Annotated in this window: 5 protein-coding genes; 4 read left to right on the top strand and 1 reads right to left on the bottom strand. The window is 41.0% G+C overall.

The features are described from left to right. Window positions 1-150: 150 nt before the first annotated feature. The 3 genes from BV372_RS13145 to BV372_RS13155 all read left to right on the top strand — a co-directional run bounded on the left by BV372_RS13145 (window position 151) and on the right by BV372_RS13155 (window position 2,529). The gene (locus BV372_RS13145) at window positions 151-1,260 is read left to right on the top strand and encodes a hypothetical protein (RefSeq protein WP_086686950.1); all 1,110 of its coding nucleotides are present in this window, start codon (window positions 151-153) and stop codon (window positions 1,258-1,260) included. A 325-nt stretch (window positions 1,261-1,585) separates the two neighbouring features. After that, window positions 1,586-1,855, top strand: a complete 270-nt coding sequence (locus tag BV372_RS13150; RefSeq protein ID WP_086686951.1) for a YciI family protein — start codon at window positions 1,586-1,588, stop codon at window positions 1,853-1,855. 263 nt (window positions 1,856-2,118) lie between these two features. Further along, window positions 2,119-2,529, top strand: a complete 411-nt coding sequence (locus BV372_RS13155; protein WP_086686952.1) for a hypothetical protein — start codon at window positions 2,119-2,121, stop codon at window positions 2,527-2,529. A 141-nt stretch (window positions 2,530-2,670) separates the two neighbouring features. On the opposite strand, the gene BV372_RS13160 is transcribed toward BV372_RS13155, so the two are convergent. Further along, window positions 2,671-2,865 (bottom strand): hypothetical protein, encoded by a 195-nt coding sequence (locus BV372_RS13160; RefSeq protein ID WP_086686953.1) that lies wholly within the window; start codon window positions 2,863-2,865, stop codon window positions 2,671-2,673. A 504-nt stretch (window positions 2,866-3,369) separates the two neighbouring features. Between BV372_RS13160 and BV372_RS13165 the strand changes: the two genes are divergently transcribed. Beyond that, the gene (locus tag BV372_RS13165; protein WP_086686954.1) at window positions 3,370-5,898 is read left to right on the top strand and encodes a mannose-1-phosphate guanyltransferase; all 2,529 of its coding nucleotides are present in this window, start codon (window positions 3,370-3,372) and stop codon (window positions 5,896-5,898) included. Window positions 5,899-6,637: the final 739 nt, after the last annotated feature.

Here is a 6,637-nt window from a genome sequence, read left to right on the forward strand (position 1 = left end):
TAGATTTTACTTAAGTAAAAAGCTCATTGAATAAACTTTACTTAAAGTTAATCAGAAACTCTTACAATAAAGTATTACAAGATATTAAACTGAAATAATTAAACCACTTTAACAAACAGAATCCTCACACTTAAATAAAAATAAAATTTTATGCAAACTAATTCAAATACTGATTTAGAAATAGTTTTTCATATAGAAAATAAGAGTAATGTGGAGTCTTTAGCCCAACAGTGGGCTAAAAAGTATGTGCAGAACCTTCAAGCTGATACAAGCATTACAGAAAGTGACAAGACACTGAATTTAGCTCAAATAGTGTCACCAGCTGGTCGAGAGAAAACTACTCAAAAAATCATAGAATCTTTACGCAGTGTTAGTGCCAAGGCTTGGAATCAAACAGAAGCGCTGTTATCAGAACAAGTTAAGTTACATTCCATAGACCCCACTACCATTAATCCCTGGGAGATTGCAGCAGATTCATTCAACATTTATCAAAAAGCTTTGGAAGTTTACACCCAAAAAGCAACGCCACGGCCTTTGGCGTTGGTAGTGCAACTAGCACAAGAAGGTAATCCGCTTTATGAACAAGCATTGGAAGTTTATACTGAACAGGTTGCTCCTAACCAGCTAGCTACAGTAGTTGGTGCAGATATAGGAGCAATCAGAAAAAAATATACAAGTAAAGACCCTAGAGTTATTGGCTTTGTAACAATGCAGTTTCATTACACAAGCCAAATGCTTTTGCAACAGCTTGATCCTATAGAGCGATCGCTAATTGGTGCATACTTTAAAGTTATTGACGATCACTTATATATGCCACTCCAACGTGCTTATGAAGCCGCCGCGGAGCATGATTATGATTCACCAGTAATATCCGCAGTGCGAAAGCTTTTACCTGTTAGTACACAAATTGCTAAGAATATTTGCCAAAAGGTAATTGAACTTTATCCAAACTACCGCTGTATGTCTGGTGTTTTGAGTGACCCAGTGGTAAAAATCTCTAGCATCCGGGATGTAGAAATGTTTCAGGTATACTTGTGGGTGTGTGCCTTAGAAGGAAACATCACTGCTGTTCAACAAGAATTGTTTCCCCTGTGTGTGATGCTTTATCCTACATTAAACGTGCAGTGGGACATAGTTCGCCAAATGCTGCTTTTGCTAAAGCAAGAAGTAGAAACTTACCTAACACCTGAGCAAAATCACACCTTAATCCCGTATTCTCAAGCGTTGTGGAAGATGTTCTCTACAGAAGTCATTGGTTGATCGCGCAAAGGTGTAAGGGTATGAGGCTTTAGGGAAGCGATACAGAAAAAGCAAAGGTTACAGATTAAATCTGACTTTTTTAAACCTCGTCTACCTTGAAAACCGGAGTTTTTTGTAATTAGAGTAATGTACACAACTGAAGCCTCAAACTCCAGTTTTCAAAATGGGCTAGGTTTAATTAGGAATTAACAATTATCAATTACGAATTGATATTAGTATATTCATGCGGCATAAATTCTGGAAAATACTACAGGTTTGAAAAATGCCGTTTAATTTTTGTTGATTCTAACCAAGCTCAATTCTGTAACTAGATCTAAAAGTTGTTATGCCCAAATACATCATGTGGGGAACTTACTGCGAAGACGTTCTAGAAAAGCGCACCCCTTATCGTCAAGCCCATTTAGACGGATTAGCAAAACAAAAAGAATCTGGCGTGCTGATTACTATTGGCCCCACCAAAGATGTTACAAAAGTTTTTGGAATTTACGAAGCTGATGATGAAGCCACTGTGCGCGAGTTAATTGAAAACGATCCCTACTGGCAAAATGCCATTTGGACTGAATATTTTGTTAAAGAGTGGATTCAGGCTATTTAGGTTATTTGTCATTGGTCATTTGTCCTTTGTCATTAGTTATAGGGCATTGGGCATTTCTCTCTCATCCCCCGTGTCCCCGCGTCCTCCTCATCTCCCCTGTAACTTCCCGCTTTCAGCAGATGCGATCGCGTTGCTGTAAATGCGAGGATCGGTATTCCTCACATAGCCAACTGTCGCTGTTGTCTACAATAAAGATAAAGTCAGCTGTAAATACAACAGTTTCGGTTTGCTATCATCGTTTGATGTTTTGAGAAAGTACCACTATGAAACTCAACTTAAAACGCACACTTCTGCCCGGCTTGATGGCTGCAAGCTTAGCCGGCGGTACCTTAGTTCCTGCTCAACCGGCTTCTGCTGATATGTTACGAGATATCGGTGTTGGCGCAGGTGCCGGTGTAGTATCTGGTGCTGTTAGAGGACGTGGCCGCGTATTGAACAATGCTATTAAAGGTGCCGCTGCTGGTGCTGCTGTTAATGCTGTACACGGTACTAGAAAGCAGCCAAAAAATCGCAGAAACGGTAACATAATTCAAGATGCCGCAGTCGGTGCAGCAGCCAGCACGGTTACAGGCGTAATCCTTAATGGTGGCAGAGATGCCCTAGGTCATGCTGTTGATGGTGCAGCTGCGGGTGCAGCTATCAATGCCATTAACAATGGACATAGAAATAGATAATTTGTGATCCATAATTTGTACCTGACAGATTAATACGAATTATGGATGATGAATTCGTCAAGTAAATTCCCTAGCAAAGCTAGGGAATTTTAATAACAAAGCTCAAAAGCTGAGAAAAAAGTATGAAAATTTTGCTTAGTATTACTGGCCTTTTAGCGCTTTTTTAAAGTTGCGACGATAGGACTTATTAGTAACAAATAAAGCAGGCCACAACAGAGCTAAACCAACACGATTAGGCAAACTTGGGGTAAAGTTAGTCCTCTCAAAGCCAGTCCAAAACTTCCAAGCCCCATATAAATAACCTGCGATTAACCCAAGAATAATTAAATTAGTCATTTTTATAACTCCCAGAGCAACAGACAAAATTTGAGTTAAGTATTTCTACACTAATTAGACACGCGATCGCTAAAACCGAAAAAATATGACTAAACTATTCAGTCTTTAGGTAAGCGAGCTACTTAACGATACATTCTCTTATATCCAGTTTAAAGTAGTCTCCTATATCGTAGCTAGTAGCGATCGCGGTAATTCAAAATAGCCTATGGGAAGTTACCTTGCTAGCGTATACAGGTTTCCCTTAGCGATAGCCTGCGGCAATAACACCAAGGAACAAACAAACTCATTAAGTGGAAATTGTTAGAGAATTGGAATTAGAGACTAATCTACTTTTGCTGCTCTGTAGTACATAAAGCTACAAATGTATATGCTTTGTATTTTACTCAGATGCATCTTGTGGGAGTTCCTCAAATATCAACATCCATAGGAGACTAGAGTATGAAGAACACAACGTATATTGCGGGTCTTGACGCAGCAAATGCTGCAAATAGCTAAGGAGGATTTATGCGTGCAGTGCTGATGGCAGGCGGTTCGGGAACGCGGCTTCGCCCGTTAACTTGCGATCTGCCCAAACCGATGGTGCCTATCTTAAATCGACCGATTGCCGAACATATCATCAATCTTCTCAAACGCCATCAAATCACAGAAGTAATTGCGACACTGCATTATTTACCTGATGTCCTGCGAGACTATTTTCTAGATGGTAGTGATTTTGGTGTGCAGATGACCTATGCTGTGGAGGAAGACCAACCTCTGGGTACGGCAGGTTGTGTGAAAAATATTGCGGAACTCTTAGATGAAACCTTTTTAGTAATTAGCGGTGATAGCATAACAGATTTCGATTTAACAGCAGCAATTGAATTTCACAAACAAAAACAGTCAAAAGCTACTTTAATTTTGACCCGCGTCCCCAACCCAATTGAATTTGGGGTAGTAATTACTAATGAAGAAGGCCGGATTAATCGATTTTTAGAAAAACCCTCTACTAGTGAAATTTTCTCCGATACAGTCAATACAGGTACTTACATTCTCGAACCTGAAGTTTTAGAATACCTGCCAGCCAACACAGAATGCGACTTTTCCAAAGACTTATTTCCTTTATTACTGGCAAAAAATGAGCCAATGTTTGGCTATATTGCTCAAGGTTATTGGTGCGATGTTGGTCATTTGGATGCGTATCGTGAGGCGCAGTATGATGCCTTATATAGCAAAGTAAAACTCGACTTTGCTTACACAGAGACTTCTCCCGGTATCTGGAAGGGTCAAAATACTTATATTGACCAAACAGCAATTATTGAAACCCCAGTTGTTATTGGTGACAATTGTCGAATTGGAGCAAGGGTACAAATTGAAGCCGGAACTGTAATTGGCGATAATGTTACCATTGGCGCTGATGCTAATCTCAAGCGTCCGATTGTCTGGAATGGGGCGATTTTGGGCGAAGAAGCACAACTTTCAGCTTGTGTAATCTCTCGCGGCACTCGTGTAGATCGCCGCGCTCATGTATTAGAGGCTTCTGTAGTAGGTTCGCTTTCTACTGTGGGAGAAGAAGCTCAAATCAGCCCTGGAGTCAGGGTATGGCCTAGTAAGAAGATTGAATCTGGTGCGATTTTAAACATCAACTTGATTTGGGGGAATACCGCTCAAAGAAATTTATTTGGGCAACGTGGTGTACAAGGGTTAGCCAATATTGATATTACCCCTGAATTTGCGGTGAAGTTGGGAGCTGCTTACGGTTCTACCCTAAAACCTGGTTCTAAGGTAACGGTTTCTCGCGATCAGCGCAATGTATCGCGAATGATCACGCGATCGCTCATTGCTGGTTTAATGTCAGTCGGCATTGATATTCAAAACTTCGATGCCACAGCCGTGCCCATAGCTCGCACAGTTATACCCACAATGTCCGTAGCTGGCGGTATTCATGTGCGAGTACACCCCGATCGCCCTGACTATATCCTGATTGAATTTATGGATAACAAGGGCATTAATATCACCAAAGCCCAAGAAAAGAAAATTGAGGGGGCTTACTTTAAGGAAGATATGCGGCGGGCACAAGTTCACGAAATTGGTGATGTTGCCTATCCCAGCCAGGTAAATGACCTTTACTGCACTGCCTTTGAAAAACTGTTGCACGTTTCTACTCTGCGCAATAGTCGGGCAAAAGTCGTGATTGACTACGTTTATTCTGTGACTGGGGCAGTGCTACCCCAAATGTTAGATCAATTTGGTGCAGATGCCGTAGTTTTGAACGCTAGTCTGAATAAACACGCTGTATCAACAGCAGAACGTGAAGGACTGTTAACTCAGCTAGGCCATGTGGTTGAGGCGTTGAAGGCTAACTTTGGTGTCCAGGTATCAGCGAATGGCGAACAGCTAATTTTAGTAGATGAATCTGGAATCCCAATTCGTGGGGAAATGTTAACCTCTCTAATGGTGGACATGATTTTAACCTCTAACCCCAGAGGAACGGTAGTTGTACCAGTTCATGCTTCTAGTGCTGTCGAACAAGTCGCCCGTCGCCACGATGGTAAAGTCATCCGCACCAAAGCCAACCCGACAGCTTTAATGGAGGCTTCACAGAAATATCCCAATGTGGTTTTGGCTGGTAGTGGAGATACTGGTTTTATCTTCCCGCATCTGCATCCGGGATTTGATGCGATGTTCTGTATTGCCAAGCTGATTGAGATGCTAACTATCCAAGAGCGATCGCTGGCTACTGTTCGCGCGGAATTACCCCGTGTAATTCACAGATCTCATTCAGTACGCTGTCCTTGGAGTGCTAAAGGCGCACTAATGCGTTATTTGGTCGAAACTCACCCCGCCCAAAATCTGGAATTAATCGATGGGGTAAAAATTGGTCAGCCCCACGATGACAGCTGGCTGTTAGTTTTGCCTGATGCTAGTGAGCCAGTAGTACATCTGTTCGCAAATAGCAATGAGCGCGATTGGGTAGATGAAACTTTAAGAAACTACCGCACCCGTGTGCAAATGTTTGTGGAAAGGCAACAAGAACAACATCCCGCGGAAGTTTAATTAGTCAATAGTCAAGAGTCAACCAAGCTTAGATGGTTGACTCTTGAGTTTGAGGCAGGTTTAAAGACGCGATCGCAGCAAAGTACTAAGCCAGACTTGATTGCAAGGTACTTGCAACTAATAAAACACTGACCGCTTCCGCACTAATGCAGCCGCAAATCTTCAGTATGAGCTTACTGGAAATGAAAATCTCCTAGCTCTACAGAGCAGCCGCTACAACCAAGCAGTATAAGTTTATAACTAACAAATTAAAAGTTTTCCTAACTTGGTAGTAGCTAATGCTTTTGGTTTGCAGAAAAAAGAATTCATCAATCGACAAATATCAAAATTTTCCAAATTTAAGATAATAATTCCGAGTATGTATATATTTCGCTATTAGAATTAATTCTGATAAGTATCTCAACCTAATTAAACGTAAAATGTCATGAAATGTCATTACGAGCGGAACGCAGTGAAGCGAAGTAATCGCAAAGACTCTATTTTATCTTTTTTAATATTTAACTACTTAACTAAGCTAATTTTATTCAGTTTAAAAAGATTATAGCGTGTAGTAGCGATAGTGTAATGCATTGAAATAATAATTTTCTAGGAGTTAGGATATCAGTTATCTGTCCCAACTACTCTACTTTTTAGTATTCAGCGAATAAAAGTAACAATTTAGCAATATTTGAAAGTTAAATATACAGGACTTACGCAACTGTCACAAGCAATGGCGCGGCTACACCGCGCCGAGCGCCAA

The sequence above is a fragment of the Nostoc sp. T09 genome, from assembly GCF_002154695.1.
Taxonomy (GTDB): Bacteria; Cyanobacteriota; Cyanobacteriia; order Cyanobacteriales; family Nostocaceae; genus Aulosira.